This is a genomic window from Bordetella petrii (assembly GCF_000067205.1).
In the GTDB taxonomy this organism is placed as follows: Bacteria; Pseudomonadota; Gammaproteobacteria; order Burkholderiales; family Burkholderiaceae_B; genus Bordetella_A; species Bordetella_A petrii.
In genome coordinates, this window is record NC_010170.1 from 3,520,560 (window position 1) to 3,537,571 (window position 17,012).

General features: G+C 67.1%; 12 protein-coding genes. 7 read left to right on the forward strand and 5 right to left on the reverse strand.

All coding sequences use genetic code 11. From position 1 onward, the window contains the following. Positions 1–54 precede the first annotated feature (54 nt). A complete protein-coding gene (locus tag BPET_RS17000) occupies positions 55–849 on the forward strand; it encodes a hydroxypyruvate isomerase family protein (protein ID WP_012250249.1) in 795 nt (264 codons plus the stop codon). Here BPET_RS17000 and BPET_RS17005 read toward each other — a convergent pair. Further along, positions 846–1,547 (reverse strand): glutathione S-transferase, encoded by a 702-nt coding sequence (locus BPET_RS17005; RefSeq protein ID WP_012250250.1) that lies wholly within the window; start codon positions 1,545–1,547, stop codon positions 846–848. The two genes, BPET_RS17000 and BPET_RS17005, sit on opposite strands and share 4 nt — an antisense overlap. Positions 1,548–1,662: 115 nt before the next feature. After that, positions 1,663–2,313 (reverse strand): 3'-5' exonuclease, encoded by a 651-nt coding sequence (locus BPET_RS17010; RefSeq protein WP_151208971.1) that lies wholly within the window; start codon positions 2,311–2,313, stop codon positions 1,663–1,665. A gap of 186 nt (positions 2,314–2,499) precedes the next feature. On the opposite strand from BPET_RS17010, the gene acnB reads away from it, so the two are divergent. The 4 genes from acnB (at position 2,500) to BPET_RS17030 (ending at position 8,271) form a co-directional block, all read left to right on the forward strand. Next, positions 2,500–5,091, forward strand: coding sequence for a bifunctional aconitate hydratase 2/2-methylisocitrate dehydratase (acnB, locus tag BPET_RS17015; protein ID WP_012250252.1), 2,592 nt, complete (start codon positions 2,500–2,502; stop codon positions 5,089–5,091). A 128-nt stretch (positions 5,092–5,219) separates the two neighbouring features. After that, positions 5,220–6,086, forward strand: a complete 867-nt coding sequence (locus BPET_RS17020) for a LysR family transcriptional regulator (protein ID WP_012250253.1) — start codon at positions 5,220–5,222, stop codon at positions 6,084–6,086. 119 nt (positions 6,087–6,205) lie between these two features. After that, positions 6,206–7,219 (forward strand): hydroxyacid dehydrogenase, encoded by a 1,014-nt coding sequence (locus tag BPET_RS17025; protein ID WP_012250254.1) that lies wholly within the window; start codon positions 6,206–6,208, stop codon positions 7,217–7,219. Between the two features lie 56 nt (positions 7,220–7,275). Beyond that, on the forward strand, positions 7,276–8,271 hold the full coding sequence (locus tag BPET_RS17030; RefSeq protein WP_012250255.1) for a tripartite tricarboxylate transporter substrate binding protein: 996 nt from the start codon (positions 7,276–7,278) through the stop codon (positions 8,269–8,271). A gap of 86 nt (positions 8,272–8,357) precedes the next feature. Here the strand turns inward: BPET_RS17030 and BPET_RS17035 are convergent, their stop codons facing one another. The 3 genes from BPET_RS17035 to BPET_RS17045 form a co-directional block, all read right to left on the reverse strand. Further along, on the reverse strand, positions 8,358–10,562 hold the full coding sequence (locus BPET_RS17035; protein WP_012250256.1) for a TonB-dependent receptor: 2,205 nt from the start codon (positions 10,560–10,562) through the stop codon (positions 8,358–8,360). Positions 10,563–10,725: 163 nt separating this feature from the next. Further along, positions 10,726–11,601: an SMP-30/gluconolactonase/LRE family protein gene (locus BPET_RS17040; protein WP_012250257.1), complete on the reverse strand. Its 876-nt coding sequence runs from the start codon at positions 11,599–11,601 to the stop codon at positions 10,726–10,728. A gap of 83 nt (positions 11,602–11,684) precedes the next feature. After that, positions 11,685–12,632: a 3-hydroxyacyl-CoA dehydrogenase gene (locus tag BPET_RS17045; RefSeq protein WP_012250258.1), complete on the reverse strand. Its 948-nt coding sequence runs from the start codon at positions 12,630–12,632 to the stop codon at positions 11,685–11,687. A gap of 137 nt (positions 12,633–12,769) precedes the next feature. On the opposite strand from BPET_RS17045, the gene BPET_RS17050 reads away from it, so the two are divergent. Beyond that, entirely contained in the window at positions 12,770–13,375 is a 606-nt protein-coding gene (locus BPET_RS17050) for a transglycosylase SLT domain-containing protein (RefSeq protein ID WP_012250259.1), read from the forward strand. Between the two features lie 46 nt (positions 13,376–13,421). Further along, positions 13,422–17,003, forward strand: a complete 3,582-nt coding sequence (locus tag BPET_RS17055) for an ABC transporter ATP-binding protein/permease (RefSeq protein WP_012250260.1) — start codon at positions 13,422–13,424, stop codon at positions 17,001–17,003. The last annotated feature ends 9 nt before the right edge of the window (positions 17,004–17,012 follow it).

Genomic DNA, 17,012 nt, shown 5'->3' on the forward strand with positions numbered 1-17,012 from the left:
GGTACTCTGCTTGCGGCCGTATATGGAAAATTCTGCACGATCAGCGAGGAACTCATGAAACTGGCGGCGAACCTATCCCTGCTCTACCCGGGCCAGTCCCTGGCGCAACGCGCCGAAGCCGCGGCGCTCGATGGTTTCGCCGGCGCCGAGATCCTGTTTCCCTATGACGTGCCGCCGGCCGAACTGGCCGCGCTGCTGCGCGCGCACGGCATAGCGCTGGTGCTGGTCAATACGCCCATCGGCCCGGCCGGTGAAAAAGGCCTGGCCTGCGTGCCCGGCCGCGAAGCGGAATTCGATGCCGCGCTGGCCCAGGCTCTGGCTGTATGCCGGGCCACGGGCTGCCGCGCCGTGCATGTGATGGCCGGGCATCCGCCGGCCGGCGCGTCGCACGCCGACTGCCAGGTCACGCTGGTGGGCAACTTGCGCCGCGCTGCGCCCCTGGCCGCGCAGGACGGCATCACCCTGACGCTGGAAGCCCTGAACCGGCACGACATGCCTGGCTACTTCTACAGCCAGCCAGGGCAGGCGGCGCAGATCATCGCCGCGGTCGGACACCCGTCGGTGCGGCTGCAGTTCGATTTCTACCACTCCCAGCGCGAGGGCCTGGACCTGGACCGCGAACTGCGCGCCGTGCTGCCCCTGGTGCACCACGTGCAATTCGCCCATCCGCAAGGACGCCACGAGCCCGATCCCACCGACCCGCCCGTGGCCCAGGCCTTGCGCACCCTGGCAAGCAGCGGCTACGCCGGCTGGATCGGCTGCGAATACCTGCCGCGCGCGGACACCCGCGCCGGGCTGGCGTGGCGCGACGCATACTGGCAACTGGCGAAGGGCGGCGACAAGCCCTAGTCGCCGTCCAGTTCGGGGTAGTAGCGGAAAATGCCGTCGCCGAACGGCAGGCGCCGGCCGCTGGAAAAATACGCCTGCAGGGCCGGCAGCGTCGCCACCCGGGCATGCAGCGCCATCACCTTGGGATAACGCCCCGCCACTGCGCCCATGCGCCGTGGAAACGCGTACAGCAGGCCATCTACCAGGTGAAACAGCGACAGGTCGGCGTACGACCAGCGCCGTCCGCCAGCCAGCCAATCGCCATACCCGTCGAGCACGCGCTCGAAATACCCGAGGAACTTCGGAATGCGCTCGGCCCGGAAATTGGCTGCGCGGCGCAAGGCTTCGTCACGCTGGTCTTCGTAGTATGCGCTGGCGGCCACCGGGTGGTGGGTATCGTGCGCTTCGGCCACCATATCGGCGATGGTCAGCTGCAGCTGGTGCGTCCAGTAGCGGCCGCTCGCGCTGGCGGGCGCCAGGCCATGCTTGTCGCCCAGGTAGAGCAAGATGTTGGCTGTCTGGCCCAGAGTGAGCCGACCGGCCACCAGGTAAGGCGGGGCGAACGGCGGTTGCTTGCGCGGCGCCTGCATGTCGTCGACCAGGCTGGCGTCGGGCTGCCGGGCACGCTCGCGATACGGAATGCCGCCGGCCTCGAGGGCCAGGCGCACGAATTCGCCGCGTCCCGGTATGCCGTCCCAGTACCACAGGTCATAGGTCATGGGATGCTCCTTGGTGCAGTGGGAATGCCGCCGGCGCCTGCGCCGGCGCCTTGGCATTGAGCATCCACCTTACCACCGCGCGCGGCGCGGCTGCCGCCCGGGAGCCCCGGATGCCCTAGAAACCCTGGACGCCCGCCAGCTTGCGGCGCGCGGCCAGGGCCACGGCCACCGTGCTGCGCACGTCGGCCAGCGCGCGGTGGGTGGGATCGGCCGCGCCCACATGGCGCGCCAGCACCTGCAGCTTGTGCGACGGCAGCTCGGGCCATGCCTGGCGGGCCAGCTGCAGCGTGCAATGCGTGGCGTTGGCGAACGGCAGCCCGGTATGCTCGGCCGCGGCCTGCAAAAAGCGGCAATCGAACGACGCGTTATGGAAAAACACCGGCGCGTCGGCCAGGAAAGCCAGGAAGGCGGAAAACGCCTCGGCCACGGGAATGCCGTGGCCGTCGACCTCGGCCTGGGTAATGCCGGTCAGGCGGGTAATGAACGGCGGCACCGTCCCGCGCGTGCGCACAACCTGAGAAAACTCGCGCTCGATGGCGCCGTCGGGCCCCACGTGCACCGCGGCGAATTCCAGGATTTCGCAGCTGGCGGTGGACAAGCCGGTGGTTTCCAGGTCGGCCACGGCAAACGGCCCGCCCAGCGCCTGCATGGCCAGGCGATGCCGCGACGCCCGTGACGGCGCCGCCTGTAAAGGCCGGGGCGGCGCAAAGGGATCGTGGTCCAGATACGGATTGGGCGTGGAGTAGCGGCGGCGAAAATAGGGCATGGCAGGCGCGGCAATGCACGCATTGTATGCGCGCGAGGCGGCCGTTGCGCGGCCGCCCCCAAAGCGTGGCTCAAAGCGGCGACCCAAGTCTTATATAAGATATAAGACACTTGCCGCAGCCCCCCTCCTCCCTCTACAATCCTGGCGACAACCCTCCTAGCAACCCGACTTTACGCAGGCCTCCCCATGCTGGAAACGTACCGCCAACACGTCGCCGAGCGCGCGGCGCTGGGCATCCCCCCGCTGCCCCTTTCGGCCCAACAAACCGCCGATCTCATCGAACTGCTGAAGAACCCGCCCGCCGGCGAAGCGGAATACCTGCTGAACCTGCTGACGCACCGCGTGCCGGCTGGCGTCGACGACGCCGCCAAGGTCAAGGCTTCGTACCTGGCCGCCGTGGCGCTGGGCAAGGAATCGTGTGTGCTGATCAGCCGGGCCAAGGCAACGGAGCTGCTGGGCACCATGCTGGGCGGCTACAACATCGGCCCGCTCATCGAACTGCTCGACGACGCCGACATCGGCACCATCGCCGCCGACGGCCTGAAGAAAACCCTGCTGATGTTCGACGCCTTCCACGACGTGAAGGAAAAGGCGGACAAAGGCAACGCCAACGCCAAATCGGTACTGCAGAGCTGGGCCGACGCCGAATGGTTCACCAGCCGCCCCGAACTGCCCGAAAGCCTGACCATCACCGTGTTCAAGGTGCCGGGCGAAACCAACACCGACGACCTGTCGCCCGCCCCCGACGCCACCACGCGGCCCGACATCCCCATGCACGCGCTGGCCATGCTGAAGAACAAGCGCGACGGCGCCGCGTTCGAGCCTGAAGAAGATGGCAAGCGCGGCCCGGTGAAGTTCATCGAATCGCTGAAAGAAAAGGGCCACCTGGTCGCCTACGTGGGCGACGTGGTGGGTACCGGCTCGTCGCGCAAATCGGCCACCAACTCGGTGCTGTGGTTCACCGGCGAAGACATCCCCTTCGTGCCGAACAAGCGTTTTGGCGGCGTCTGCCTGGGCGGCAAGATCGCCCCCATCTTCTACAACACCATGGAAGACGCGGGCGCGCTGCCCATCGAGCTGGACACCTCCAAGATGGAAATGGGCGACGTGATCGAGCTGCGCCCCTATGAAGGCAAGGCGCTGAAAAACGGCGAAGTCATCGCCGAATTCCAGGTCAAGTCCGACGTGCTGTTCGACGAAGTGCGCGCCGGCGGCCGCATTCCGCTGATCATCGGCCGCGGCCTCACCGCCAAGGCCCGCGAAGCGCTGGGCCTGCCGCCCTCGACGCTGTTCCGCCTGCCCAAGAACCCGGCCGACTCGGGCCGCGGCTACACGCTGGCCCAGAAAATGGTCGGTCGCGCCTGCGGCCTGCCCGAGGGCCAGGGCGTGCGCCCCGGCACCTACTGCGAACCGCGCATGACCTCGGTGGGCAGCCAGGACACCACCGGCCCCATGACCCGCGACGAACTGAAAGACCTGGCCTGCCTGGGTTTCTCGGCCGACCTGGTCATGCAGTCGTTCTGCCACACCGCGGCCTACCCCAAGCCTGTCGACGTCAAGACCCACCACTCGCTGCCGCAGTTCATCAGCACGCGCGGCGGCATCTCGCTGCGCCCCGGCGACGGCGTGATCCACTCGTGGCTCAACCGCATGCTGCTGCCCGACACCGTGGGCACCGGCGGCGACTCGCACACCCGCTTCCCCATCGGCATTTCGTTCCCCGCCGGCTCGGGCCTGGTGGCCTTCGCGGCCGCCACCGGGGTCATGCCGCTCGACATGCCCGAATCGGTGCTGGTGCGCTTCAAGGGCAAGATGCAGCCCGGCGTCACGCTGCGCGACCTGGTCAACGCCATTCCGCTGTACGCCATCAAGCAAGGGCTGCTGACGGTGGCCAAGCAAGGCAAGAAGAACATCTTCTCGGGCCGCATCCTGGAAATCGAAGGGCTGCCCGACCTGAAGGTGGAACAGGCCTTCGAACTGTCGGACGCCTCGGCTGAACGCTCGGCCGCCGGCTGCACCGTGCGCCTGAACAAAGAACCGATCATCGAATACATCAACAGCAACATCGTGATGCTGAAGTGGATGATCGCCAATGGCTACGAAGACGAGCGCTCGCTGGGCCGCCGCATCAAGGCCATGGAAGCCTGGCTGGCCGATCCCAAGCTGCTGGAGCCGGACGCCGACGCCGACTACGCCGCCGTAATCGAAATCGACCTGGCCGACATCCACGAACCGATCGTGGCCTGCCCGAACGACCCCGACGACGTCAAGACCCTGTCCGACGTGGCCGGCGCCAAGATCGACGAAGTGTTCATCGGCAGCTGCATGACCAACATCGGCCACTTCCGGGCGGCGTCCAAGCTGCTGGAAGGCAAGCGCGACATCCCGGTCAAGCTGTGGGTGGCCCCGCCCACCAAGATGGACGCCCAGCAGCTTACCGAAGAAGGCCACTACGGCGTATTCGGAACCGCGGGCGCGCGCACCGAAATGCCGGGCTGCTCGCTGTGCATGGGCAACCAGGCACAGGTGCGCGAAGGCGCGACCGTCATGTCGACCAGCACGCGCAACTTCCCCAACCGCCTGGGCAAGAACACCAACGTGTACCTGGGTTCGGCCGAACTGGCCGCCATCTGCTCGCGCCTGGGTCGCATCCCCACCAAGGACGAGTACATGGCCGACATGGGCGTCATCAACAAGAGCGGCGACCAGATCTACCAGTACCTGAACTTCGACAAGATCGACGACTACAAAGACGTGGCCGACGTCATCGAGGTGTAAGCCGCAGGCGCGGGCGGCCGGCCTTCTGGCCGCCGGCGTATCGAATCCCCGGGCATGCCCGGGGATTTTTTTGCTCTACGATGCAGCCATTGCCGGCCGGCGCCGCCGCCGGAACATGGGGCCTGCATATGAACACCGAGTATCTGGAAAGCTTCGCCAAGGTGGTCGAGTGCCGATCGCTGGCCGAGGCCGCCCGACGCCTGCACCTGACATCGGGCGCGGTGGCGGCGCGCATCCGCATTCTTGAAAGCGAACTGGCCACGACGCTGGTGCAGCGTTCCGGCCAGACCATCACGCCCACCGAGGCGGGCATGCGCATCTACGACCGCGCCAAGGAACTGATCCAGTCCGCGCGCGACCTGCAGGCCATCGCCAGCTCGGGCGCCCCGGAAGGCGAGCTGCAGCTCGGCGCGTTTCCGTCCGCGCTGACCACCCATGTGCCGGTGCTGCTGGATGGCTTCTGCGCCAGGCACCCCGACCTGTCGATCTACATAGCCTACGATGCCTCGGCGGAACTGTGCCGCCGCGTGCATCTGGGCCAGCTGGACGCGGCCGTGGTGATCGAGCCCACCTTTGCCATCCACAAGAACTGCGACCTGCACACACTGCAGGAAGAACCGCTGATCGTGATCGCCCCGGCCCATATGGCGGGCCGCGACGCGCACGACCTGCTGCTGCACGAACCCTTCATCCGCTATGACCGCATGGCCCACAGCGGCCAGCTGGTCGACCGCTACCTGAAAGACAACGCCCTGGTGCCGCGCCAGCGCATCGAGGTCGACAGCCTGCTGACCATCGTGTCGCTGGTCGAGCGCGGGGTAGGCGTGTCGCTGGTGCCGGACTCATTCTCGATCTGGTACAAGGCCGACGGGCTGGTGAAGATCCCCCTGCCCGAACGCACGCCGATTCGCCGCATCGGCATGATCTGGGGCCGCCACAGCCCGCGCCTGAGCGTGGTGCAGGCCCTGGTCGAGCACGCCAGCCGGGCGCTCTGACGCGCCCATTACCGCGCCGCCAAACCCTTTGCGTTGAAAACGCAAAAAATTTGCGAATCCGCCGGGTGCCGGTCTCGTAGACTTTCAGCGTTTATGAACCGGCAAGAAGGACAAGCAGAATGCCCAGACAAGTGGTGCGGCTCAATCTCTGGACCGACCCGGCGTTCGACCGGATCGTCGGCGCCAGCCCCGATGCGGCGCTGACCGTCGTGGACCTGGCCAGCCCGCCGGAAGCCATTCTGGCGCAGCTGGGCGAGGCCGACATTTACCACGTGTCCGCCGCCAAAGACGAAGTGCCGCCGCAATGGCAGGTGACGCGCGAACTGATCCGCCGCTGCCCGCGGCTGATTTGCGCCTCGACCTCGGGCGCCGGGTACGACACGGTGGATGTCGACGCCTGCACCGAGCATGGCATCCTGGTAGTCAACCAGGCGGGGGGCAATGCCGCCTCGGTGGCCGAGCATGCCTTCGGGCTGATGCTGGCCGTAACACGCCGCATTGTTGAATCCGACCACCTGCTCAAGACCGCCAGCGGTTTTTCGCGGGAAGACCTGATGGGCCGCGAACTCAGCGGCCAGACACTGGGCCTGGTGGGCATCGGCCACATCGGCCGCTACACCGCCCGGCTGGCGCAGGCCTTCGGCATGCACGTGCTGGCAACCGATCCGTATCTGGACGCGGCCGAGATCCAGGCGCGCGGCGCGAGGCCCGTGCCGCTGGATGAGTTGCTGACCAGCAGCGACGTGGTCTCGCTGCACTGCCCGCGCACAGCCGAAACCCGCAACCTGTTCGGGGCCGCGGCATTCCGCAGCATGAAGCGGGGCGCCTTGTTCATTTCCACCGCCCGCGGCGGCATCCACGACGAAGCGGCCCTGTATGACGCCCTGGCCGCCGGCCACCTGGGCGGCGCGGGCCTGGACGTCTGGAACGTGGAGCCGCCGCCATCAGACCACCCTCTGCTCACGCTGCCCAACGTCGTGTCCACCTATCACACCGCTGGCGTCACCCATGAAGGTCGCCGCAAGGTGGCCGCCATGGCGGCCGAGCAGATCGTGGCCCTGTGCGCTGGCACCTTGCCCGGCCGCATCGTCAACCCAGACGCTTTGCCAGCTTTCCTGCGCAGGCTGGGGTAACGGCCCCGGAAGCGAATCACCGACACCACAACCAACTAGACCAAGGAGACACTGTCATGCATATCAAGAACGGGTTCAAGCATCGGCTGGCCACACTGGCCGCCACCGCGCTGACCCTGTCCGCGACCCTGGCCAGCCCGGCCGCGCAAGCCGAGTACCCCGAGCACCCGATCAACATGGTAGTGTCGTATGGCCCCGGCGGCGGCACCGACCTGATCGCACGGGCCCTGGCTCCGTTCATTGAAAAGTACCTGGGCAACGGCGCCCAGATCGTGGTGCTGAACCGGCCTGGCGCGGGAGGCGCCATCGGTTTTGCCGAAGTCGCGCGCGCCAAGCCCGACGGCTACACCATCGGTTTTCTGAACACGCCCAACCTGATCACCATACCCATCGAGCGCAAGGCCCAGTACCGCTGGACCGACTTCGACCTGATCGGCAACCTGATCGACGACCCGGACAGCTTCGCCGTGAACAGCAGCAGCAACATCAAGAACCTGGCCGACCTGGCCGCCTACGCCAAGGCCAACCCGGGCAAAGTCACGGTGGGCACCACCGGCATCGGCTCGGATGATCACCTGGCGATGTTGCTGTTCGAGAAATCCACCGGCACGAAGATGACGCACGTGCCGTACAAGGGCGCGGGCGAAGTGCGCAGCGCGATTTCCAGTGGCGAGATCTTCATGGCCGCCATGAACATCGGCGAAGCTATGGCTTACATCAAGGCCGGCTCACCCATGCGCGACCTGGGCGTCATGAGCCAGGAACGCTCGCCCATCGCGCCCGACCTGCCCACCTTTAAGGAACAAGGCCACGACATCACCATGTCGTCGCTGCGCGGCATCGGCGCCCCCAAGGGCCTGCCGGCGGACGTCAAGGCCAAGCTGGTGCACGCGGTGCAGCAGGCCGTGCGGGACCCCGCGTTCCGTGAAAAAGCCCAGGCCATGTACGCACCGCTGCGCTACCTGGCCCCCAAGGAATACGAGGCAGAACTGCAGGCCAACGAAACCCTGTTCCGGAACTTCTGGAAAGAGACGCCCTGGGCGGAAAACTAGGCTGTTGACGGGCGGCGGCCCGGGGGGTGAATAAACGCGCCCCCGGGGCGATGGAACCTCGTTGCCCGCGTCGCCCCCCCGGTGCTTCAGAACTCGACCGCAGCCGACAATGAGAACGTCCGCGGGCCGCCCAACACTAAGTAGCCGTTGCCTGGGTATCCGCCCACCGACGACCAGTAATCACGATTGGCAATGTTTTCGACGCGGGCGCGCAGCGTGACCAGGTGGCCCTGCACGTCCATCATGTAGCGCAAGCCGGCATCGAAGCGGGTCCACGACGGAACTTCAAGCTTATTGGCGGCATCGGCGTACGACGATCCGGTGTACACCATGCGCCCGTCCAGCGTCAGGCCCTCGACACCGGGAACGTCCCACTCCACGCCCAGATTGGCCTGGAAGTGCGGCACACCGATGACGCGATTGCCATTGTTGCCTTCTGTGCCCGTGTCGATCTGCCGCGCATCCAGCCAGGTCAGCCCGCCCAGCACGCGCACGCTGCGAGTCACTTCGCCAAACAGGTTCAACTCTGCACCGCGGTGACGGTCTTTGCCCGAACTGGAGAACACCTGGTCGTCGCCGACTACGCCGCGCGGCTTATCGGTGGTGAACAAAGCCAGCGTGGCGCCCAAGCCTTCGCCTTCGTACTTGATGCCTAGCTCTTTCTGGCGAGACACATAGGGCGCCAGGCTATCGCCCGCGTTCACCACCGGTTTGCCTCCGGAAGTCTGCGGGGCAGAATCGCCCTGGACCAGGGCCTCGATATAGTTGCCGTATAGCGACACGCTGGGCGTGAGCTTGAATACGATGCCTGCGGCCGGCGAATTATTGCTGGCGTCGTAGGCGGAGTTCTCGACACCGGTGTTGTAGTCGTAGCTGCGCGTCGACATGCGTTGGTGGCGAATGCCCAGCATCAGCGATACGCGGTCGTCCCAGAACGACATGGTGTCGCCGAAGGCATAACTGCTCATCTGCACGCGCCCTTGCAGCAAGGGATCATCCAGGTCGCCGCCACGCAGCGCCATCGAGCTGAAAGGCGGTTTGTTGTACGAAACGGGATCATAGATGTTGGTGGGGAACGTGTTGGCATAGTCCATGACATAAGCGTTCTTCTTCTTCAACTGGAAGAACGATGCCGATGCCACGAACTCGTGCCCAACCGAGCCCGTCCGCGCCTTGGCGCGAATGCCGAATTCACCCGTATCCACCGTATCTTCGCGGGTGTTGTCGAAGCGGTAAAACGAGGCGTCGCCCGTCTTGCCATTGCTGACCGTGACATTGCCCAGCGAGTTTTCTTCGTCGCTGCGGCGCATGCCGTATGCCGCCCAGGCGGTGATGTTGTCGTTGAAATCGTGCTCGGCGCGCAGCGTGCCAAACACGTCGCGCTCGTTCGAATACGACCAGGGTTGAGCGTAATTGGAGCTGGCATCCGGAGCATCGGGGACGTCGGTCACGCCGGCGGCCAGGGTCACATTGGGACGCGCGCGCTTCAGCTTGTTTTCCTGCCAACCGATGTCGCCCGACAGACGCGTATTGGCCGAGCGCCAATCCAGGCCCAGCGACACCACGCTGGTGCGCGTGTGCTCGTCATCCACCGCGGTATCGCCGCTGCGTTGCCCCACGTTCAACCGGATGCCGGTACTGTCGTCCGGGCCGAAACGGCGGGCGATGTCAGCCGACGCCTGGAACTGGCCACCGCTGGATACGCCGGTGGTCACGCGCGTCAGCGGTTCGTTGGGAGCCCGCTTGGGCACCAGGTTGATCACGCCGCCAATGCCGCCGCCACCGGGGGCCGCGCCGGTCAGGAATGCGCTGGCACCGCGCAGCACCTCCACCCGCTCGAACAGTTCGGTGGCGATGTACTGGCGCGGCAGCAGGCTGTACAGGCCGTTATAGGCCACATCATCGGAACTGAGGATGAATCCCCGGATGAAGTACGACTCCTGGAAGTTGCCGAAGCCACGCGCCACGCGCACCGTGGCATCATTCTGCAGCACGTCGCCGACACTGCGGGCCTGCTTATCCTGGATCAGTTCATTGGTATAGCTCGTCACGCTGAAAGGCGTGCTCATGAAATCTTCGGTACCCAGAATCCCGACGCGCCCGCCACGGGCCACCTGCCCGCCCGCGAACGCCGGCGACAGGCCTTCGGCCGAGGCATCCGCGCTGGCCTCCACGGTAATCGTGTCCATTACTACCGAGCCGTCCTGGCTGGCGGCATTTTCCTGGGCCTGTGCGGCGCCCAGGCACCAGGGTAAAGCCGCCGCCAGACTGGCGTAGGTACGAAATTTCATGAGCTGATTTCCTGATGCCGCGGCCACACGCCGGCGGCCGCGAATACGACAATGAGAATCGAATCATATCAAAACGAAAATGCTTCTCATTAGAAAATCAGCTTTTGATGCAAATATCTGTGGCCAGATGACAACAAACAGTGTCCTCTCGACGTTCCTGCCCCTACCCGCCGAACCGCTGCTCCGGCAAGCCGCGCACCCCCAGGCCGTGCACGGCGAACAGGCTGCCGCGCGACACGCCGTCGTGCGGAAACCGCGGCAGCGGCGGGCGCGCCATCGAGGTCACGTACAACACGTCCAGATCGGGTCCGCCGAACATGACGCTGGTGACTTTCTTCACCGGCATCTCGATCACGCGGTCGACCGAGCCGTCCGGCGCGTAGCGAACCAGCTTGCCGTCGTACACCAGGGCGTTCCACAGGTACCCTTCGGCATCCACCGTGGAGCCATCGGCGCAGCCGCCGCCGCTGGTGTCCACACGCGCATGCGTGCGCCGGTTGGAGACGCCGCCGGTTTGCTGGTCGTAATCGTAGGCCCAGACTTCGCCCGACCCCGAATCGTTGAAGTAGAAGGTATTGCCGTCGGGGCTCCAGCACGGGCCGTTGGACACCACGATGCCGCGCGCCAGAGTGTGCAGCGACAGGTCGGGGTCCAGCCGGTACAGGGCCCCGTTCGGGCCCTCTTCATTGGTGTCCATGGTGCCGGCCAGGAAGCGCCCGTGGCGATCGACCTTGCCGTCGTTCAGGCGGTTGGCCGGCTTGTCGGGTTCGGGGTCGACGATGAGTTCGACCTCGCCGGTGTCGAAGTCCAGGAAATGGAAGCCGCGCGCCAGCGACAGCACGGCGCCGCCCTGCTTGCGCAGCGCCATCGAGCCGATTTTTTGCGGCACGTCCCAGGCGCGGACCTCGCGTCCGTTGGCGGTGCAGCGGAAAATCCGGCCGTCGGCGCTGTCTATCCAGTACAGGCGCTGCTCGTCTACGTCCCACAACGGGCCCTCGCCCAGGGTGGTCTTCACGTCGACCACGATGTCGATGTGCATGATGTCTCCTTGGTGTGCCCGGAATGCAGCCCGGCCGCCTCTCTTCAAGTGCGGCGTGCGGCGGGCGCGCCGGGCGGACGCGCTCAGGGGGCCGGGTCGCCGCCAACAGCCTGCTTGTGGGCGGCCAGCGCCATCAGCCGGCGGTCGCGCCACAGCTGGCGCGCGGCCAGCTCGTCGGCGGGCAGGTGCTCGCGGCGCTCGGCCTCGATGCGGTCCATCAGCTCGCCGCCCCACGGCACACGCCGCTGCATCTGCTCGAACAGCCCGGCGTACATGCCTTCGTAGCGCTCGGCATAGTCGCGCACGCCGCCCGGCGCATTCAGGTCGATGGTCTCGAACGGGCCCATGAACGACCAGCGCAGCGCCAGGCCTTCGCGCAGGCCGATGTCTACGTCTTCGACGCCCGCATAACCGTCGGCCACCAGCCGAAAGGCCTCTTGCAGCAAGGCGCCTTGCAGACGGTTCATGACGAAACCATCGATTTCCCGGCGCATCATGATGGGTACCTGACCGGCATCGGCAAGCAGCCGGCGCGCCTGTTCCATGGCCTGCGGCGAGGTCCAGGGCGCGGGCACCAGTTCCACGGCCGGCACCAGATAGGGCGGATTGATCGGATGCGCCACCAGGCAACGCTCGCGGCCCGCCAGGTGGTCGGTAAAACGGGACGGCAGCAAGGCGGACGTGGAGCTGGCCAGGATGGCCCCGCCCGGCGCCAGACGGTCGAGTTCGGCGTAGACGGCGCGTTTGCTGTCCAGCACTTCAGGCGTGCTTTCCTGCACATAATGGGCGTCCGCCAACGCCGCCTCGACGTGCGGTTCGACCCGCAGACGGGCCAGCACCTGGTCGGCCGGTTGGCCCCGCAACAGGCCTTGCGCGGCCAGGTCGGGCAGCACCGTGGCGGCGAACTCGAGCGCCGCTTCCGCCTGCCCGGGCTGGCTGTCCCACAGGGCGACCCGGTGGCCGCCGCGGGCGAAAACAATGGCCCAGGCGCGTCCGATGAGCCCGGCTCCGATGATGGCAATGTTCGACATGTCTGCTCCTTGGTTGAAGTGTGCGTACAAACCTTAGAGCGTTTCGACGTTGCCGTCGACGCTGAGCGACGTGCCCGGCAGACGACGGCGGCCAACAGCGCTTAGAATCCCGCCATCGCCCCCCAAGGAATCCGGCAATGCGACTAGGGCCGCCGCTGCTGACCCTGCTGATGGTATTGACTGGCTGCGCCACCGCGCCGCCGTCGAATCCCGAAAACCTCTGCGCGATCTTCCGCGAAAAACCCGACTGGCACGACGCCGCGCTCGACATGCGCGAGAAGTGGGGCGTGCCGGTGCAGGTGCCGTTCGCCATGATGTACCAGGAATCCAGCTTCCGGCACGATGCCCTGCCGCCGCGCTATTACTTCCTGGGCTTCATCCCCTGGGGCCGCGTCAGTTCCGCATATGGCTACGCCCAGGCCAAGGACGAGACCTGGGCCGACTACAAGCGCGAGGCGGGCGGCTGGACCGCCAGCCGCGACGACCTGGCCGACTCGCTTGATTTCATGGGCTGGTATATCAACAAGACCCAGCGCATCAATGGCATTTCGAAATGGGATGCCTACGGCCAGTACCTGAACTACCACGAAGGCTGGACGGGTTACCGCAACCGCAGCTACGACCGCAAGGCCTGGCTCAAGCGCGTGGCGCAGCAAGTGCAGGCGCGCGCCGAGCGATTCGGCGCCCAGTACCGCTCATGCGAAAAGGACCTCACCCGGGGCGGCTTCTTGGGCGTGTTCTGAGGCCATCGCGCTGCGCTATCCTGTCGGCTGGAGAGAGAGAGGCGCCATGTATTTCGATTCGACACTCTGGGCAATGACGCGCGGCGTGCGCTTGCGCGTGCTGGCCTGCGCGCTGTTGGGGCTGCTGGGCCTGGCGGCGGGCATCGCGCGGTTCGTATTGCTGGGGCTGTTCCTGGCGCGGCTGTTCGCAGGCGTTGGCGGCGGCGCCTTGTGGTGGCCGCTGGCCGGCGCGGCCGGGGCGATTCTGTTGCGCGGCATGTTCGAGCATGCCCTGAACCTGCTGGCCAACCGCAACGCAGCGCTCATCCAGAACAACCTGCGCGCGCAGCTGTACGACAAGATCGTCGAGCTGGGCCCTGCCTGGTTCGGCGGTCAACGCACCGGCGGCGTCATGCTGGCCGTGATCGATGGCGTCGAGCAGTTGCAAAGCTTCTTTGGGCGTTACCTGCCGCAGCTCTTCATCGCGGCCTGCGCGCCCGTCGTGATCTTTGCCTTCATTGCCTGGTGGGACTGGCCGGTAGCGCTGGTGTTGATGGCCGCCGCGCTGGTCACGCTGGTCCTGCCGCTGGCGGCGCACCGCAGCCATCGCGACGCGTCGCGGCGCCGGGCCCAGGCCTTCAAGGCCTTCGGCGAGGAATTCCTCGACGCAATGCAAGGCCTGCCCACCCTCAAGGCATTCGGCCAGAGCCGCGCCTGGGGCGAGCGGCTGGCCGAGCGGGCGCGCGCCTTGTCGGACAACACCTTCAAAGTGCTGGGCCGTGAAGTCTCGGCGCGTTTCGCCACCGACATCGGCATCACCGTAGGCGCCGCGGCCGCGCTGGCGCTGGGCGCATGGCGCGTATCGCAAGGCGAAATGACGCTGGCGGCGCTGCTGGTGGTGCTGATGGCCGGCACGGAAATCTTCCGGCCCCTGCGCGACATGCGCTCGGTGTTGCACCACGGCCTGATGGGCCAGTCGGCGGCGGCCAGCGTGCGCGCGCTGCTCGACGCCGACAGCCCGGCGCCGCGCGGCGCCGCAGACGCCACGGTAGCCGTGCCGGCCATGAGCGGCGGCGGCCTGTCGATCGCGTTCAAAGACGTCGAGTTCTCGTATCCCGGCGGGCGCCGCGGGACGCACCAGGGCATGAGTTTCGACATCCGGCCCGGCGAACGCGTCGGTATCGTGGGGCCCAGCGGCTCGGGCAAATCCACCCTGGTGCGGTTGCTGCTGCGCCTGCACGACCCGCAGGCCGGCTGCATCGAAATCGACGGCCACGACCTGCGTTCGCTAGACCCCGAAGCGGTGCGCGCGCGCATGTCGCTGGTAGCGCAGGACAGCACGTTGTTCCACGGCACGGTCGAAGAGAACCTGCTGCTGGCGCGGCCCGACGCCACGCCCGACCAACTGCATGCCGCCGCGGCAGCCGCCAACGCGCACGCGTTCATCATGGCGCTGCCGCAGGGCTACCAGACGGTGCTGGGCGAGCGCGGCCTGCAACTATCGGGCGGCCAGCGGCAACGCCTGGCAATTGCGCGCGCGCTGCTGCGCGACACGCCCATCCTGATCCTCGACGAAGCCCTGTCGTCGGTAGATGCCGAAAACGAATCAGAGATCCAGCAGGCGCTCGACCGCCTCAGCCGCGGCCGCACGACCCTGGTGCTGGCGCACCGGCTGTCCAGCGTGGTCAATGCCGACCGCATTCTGGTGCTGGACCGCGGCCGCATCGTCGAGACAGGCACGCATGACACCCTGATGGCGGGCGACACGCTATACCGGCGCCTGATGGGAGGCCAGCACGACGCTACGCATACTGCGCTGGAACCGGCCGCCTCCGGTGCCGCGCCAGCCGAAACCGACGCCGCCGGCGGCCGCCCCGCCCCCGCACCGCTGGAAGCCGAGGCGCGCCACATTGGCACGCGGCAAGTCATGCAGACGCTGATGCAGATCATTCGCCCCTGGAAACGGCAATTCGCCATCACGGTGGCCAGCGGCATCGGGCGCGTGGCGGCGTTCATCGGCGTTTCGGTGCTGGGCGCGCTGGTCATCGCGCGCCTGAAAAACGGCGAATCGTTCGATGGCCTGCTGGCCGGCCTGTTCGTGGCGGCGGTGGCCGCCGCCGCGCTGCACTGGCTCGAATCCTGGCTGGCCCATGCCATTGCCTATCAGTTGCTGGCGGAAATGCGCATTGCGCTGTACCAGAAGCTTGAGGCCCTGGCGCCCGCCTACCTGCTGCGCCGGCGTTCCGGCGACCTGGTCGGGCTGGCCACGCAAGACGTGGAAACCGTGGAATATTTCTTTGCCCACACGGTGGCGCCGGCGTTTGTCGCGGTATTGGTGCCGGCCGCGGTGCTGGCCATCCTGGCCGCCACCGCGTGGCCGCTGGTGCTGGCGTTGCTGCCCTTTCTGCTGTGGGCCGGCGCCTCGCCCTGGCTGAACCGCGCGCGCGTGGATGCGCAAGGCAGCCTGGCTCGCCAGTCGCTAGGCCTGCTGGGCGCCCATCTGTCCGAAACCATACAGGGCCTGTCCGACCTGGTGGCGTTCTCGGCGGCCGGGCGGCGCCGCGCCGCTTTCGTGGCGATCGCGCACGATTACCAGCGCGTGCGGCTGGCCTTGCTGGCCGATCTGTCCCGCCAGGGCGCGCTGCTCGAAATCGCCACCGGCCTGGGCGGCCTGGCAGTGGCGGCGGTCGGCGCCTGGTGGGTGGCGCAGGGCGAGCTGGCCGCGAGTCTGCTGCCGCTGCTGGTGCTGTTGTCGGTGGCCGCGTTCCTGCCGGTGTCGGAAATCGCCCAGGTCAGCCGCCAGTTGGCCGACACGCTGGCCTCGACGCGGCGCCTGCGCGCCATCCACGATGAGCCGGTGCAGATCGCCGACGGCCCGCTGGCGCCGCCGCTCGACTCCGCGGGCCTGCCGCTGGCCTTCGAGCAAGTCACTTTCACCTATCCCGGCCGGCTGCAGCCTGCGCTGCAGCGCGTCAGGCTCGACCTGCCGGCAGGCGCCACCCTGGCGCTGGTCGGCCCCTCGGGCGCGGGCAAGAGCACGCTGGCCAGCCTGTTGCTGCGCTTCTGGGATCCGCAGCAAGGCGCCGTGCGCATTGGCGGCGTCAGCCTGCCCGAATTGACGCTGGATGCGCTGTACCGCCGCATTGCCCTCGTCGCGCAAGACACCTGGCTGCTCAACGGCACCCTGGAAGACAACATCCGGCTGGCCCGCCCCGACGCCAGCGCCGACGACCTGCAGCAGGCGGTAGAACGCGCCGCGCTGGCCGAACTGGTGGCCGGCCTGCCGGATGGCCTGCGCACCCGCGTGGGCGAGCGCGGCGTAGCGCTCTCGGGCGGCCAGCGCCAGCGCATCGCCATCGCGCGCGCCTTCCTGCGCGACGCGCCCATCCTGATCCTGGACGAAGCCACTTCGCACCTGGACGCCATCAGCGAAGCCCAGGTGCACCACGCCCTGGGCGAGCTGATGCGCCATCGCACCACGCTGATCATCGCGCACCGGCTGTCCACCATCCGCCAGGCCGATACGATCGCCGTGGTAGACGGCGGCCGCATCGTCGAATCAGGCACGCACGACGAACTGATCCGACGCGGCGGCGCCTATGCGCACCTGGTGAACCGGCAGATGATGGCGGCTCGGCAGGCCGCCTGAAACGCTGCT

Excerpts from the sequence above, each read along its gene's own strand:
- BPET_RS17000 (WP_012250249.1), top strand. The coding sequence starts at position 55 with ATGAAACTGGCGGCGAACCTATCCCTGCTCTACCCGGGCCAGTCCCTG.
- BPET_RS17005 (WP_012250250.1), bottom strand. The coding sequence starts at position 1,547 with ATGACCTATGACCTGTGGTACTGGGACGGCATACCGGGACGCGGCGAA.
- BPET_RS17010 (WP_151208971.1), bottom strand. The coding sequence starts at position 2,313 with ATGCCCTATTTTCGCCGCCGCTACTCCACGCCCAATCCGTATCTGGAC.
- acnB (WP_012250252.1), top strand. The coding sequence starts at position 2,500 with ATGCTGGAAACGTACCGCCAACACGTCGCCGAGCGCGCGGCGCTGGGC.
- BPET_RS17020 (WP_012250253.1), top strand. The coding sequence starts at position 5,220 with ATGAACACCGAGTATCTGGAAAGCTTCGCCAAGGTGGTCGAGTGCCGA.
- BPET_RS17025 (WP_012250254.1), top strand. The coding sequence starts at position 6,206 with ATGCCCAGACAAGTGGTGCGGCTCAATCTCTGGACCGACCCGGCGTTC.
- BPET_RS17030 (WP_012250255.1), top strand. The coding sequence starts at position 7,276 with ATGCATATCAAGAACGGGTTCAAGCATCGGCTGGCCACACTGGCCGCC.
- BPET_RS17035 (WP_012250256.1), bottom strand. The coding sequence starts at position 10,562 with ATGAAATTTCGTACCTACGCCAGTCTGGCGGCGGCTTTACCCTGGTGC.
- BPET_RS17040 (WP_012250257.1), bottom strand. The coding sequence starts at position 11,601 with ATGCACATCGACATCGTGGTCGACGTGAAGACCACCCTGGGCGAGGGC.
- BPET_RS17045 (WP_012250258.1), bottom strand. The coding sequence starts at position 12,632 with ATGTCGAACATTGCCATCATCGGAGCCGGGCTCATCGGACGCGCCTGG.
- BPET_RS17050 (WP_012250259.1), top strand. The coding sequence starts at position 12,770 with ATGCGACTAGGGCCGCCGCTGCTGACCCTGCTGATGGTATTGACTGGC.
- BPET_RS17055 (WP_012250260.1), top strand. The coding sequence starts at position 13,422 with ATGTATTTCGATTCGACACTCTGGGCAATGACGCGCGGCGTGCGCTTG.